Genomic DNA, 1,075 nt, shown 5'->3' on the forward strand with positions numbered 1-1,075 from the left:
CGTGCTGGCCGTTCGTGCCCGGGGTGCCCCAGACCACGGGGCCGGTCTGCCACCGCACCGGTTCGCCGTCGCGCTGCACCGACTTGCCGTTGGACTCCATGTCCAGCTGCTGGAGGTAGGCGGTGAACTTCGACAGGTAGTGCGAGTACGGCAGCACCGCGTGCGTCTGGGCGTCGTGGAAGTTGCCGTACCAGACGCCCAGCAGGCCCAGGATGAGCGGGGCGTTGGACTCGGCGGGGGCGTTGCGGAAGTGGTCGTCGACGATGCGGAAGCCGTCGAGCATCTCCCGGAACCGGTCCGGGCCGATGGCGATCATCAGGGACAGGCCGATGGCCGAGTCGTAGGAGTAGCGGCCGCCGACCCAGTCCCAGAACTCGAACATGTTGTCGACGTCGATGCCGAACGCGGCGACCTTCTCCGTGTTCGTCGACAGGGCCACGAAGTGCTTGGCGACCGCCTTCTCGTCGCCTCCCAGTCCCTTCAGGAGCCAGGAGCGGGCCGAGGTGGCGTTGGTGATCGTCTCGATGGTGGTGAAGGTCTTGGACGCGACGATGAACAGCGTCTGGGCGGGGTCCAGGTCGCGGGTGGCCTCGTGCAGGTCGGCGCCGTCGACGTTGGAGACGAACCGGACGTTCAGGCCGCGGTCGGTGTAGGGGCGCAGCACCTCGTACGCCATGGCCGGGCCGAGGTCGGAGCCGCCGATGCCGATGTTGACGACGGTGCGGATCCGCTTGCCGGTGTGCCCGGTCCACTCCCCGGAGCGCACCCGGTCGGCGAAGTCGCTCATCCTGTCCAGGACCGCGTGGACCTTCGGCACGACGTTCTCTCCGTCGACCTCGATCACCGCGTCCCGCGGGGCGCGCAGCGCGGTGTGCAGCACGGCCCGCTGCTCGGTGACGTTGATCTTCTCCCCGCGGAACATGGCGTCCCGCAGCCCGGACACGCCGGTGGCGGCGGCCAGCTCCCGCAGCAGCCGCAGGGTCTCGTCGGTGACCAGGTTCTTGGAGTAGTCGATGCGCAGATCGCCGACGCGCAGCGTGTACCGCTCCGCGCGGGAGGGGTCCGCCGCGAACAG

The 1,075-nt window shown here is 69.4% G+C and carries 1 protein-coding gene; it reads right to left on the reverse strand.

The features are described 5' to 3' along the window. A partial coding sequence (gene pgi / locus R2S09_RS40135) for a glucose-6-phosphate isomerase (protein WP_316746221.1) occupies window positions 1–1,075 on the reverse strand: 1,075 nt, incomplete at both ends.

This window comes from Streptomyces sp. MK7, assembly GCF_032658145.1.
GTDB lineage: Bacteria > Actinomycetota > Actinomycetes > Streptomycetales > Streptomycetaceae > Streptomyces > Streptomyces spiralis.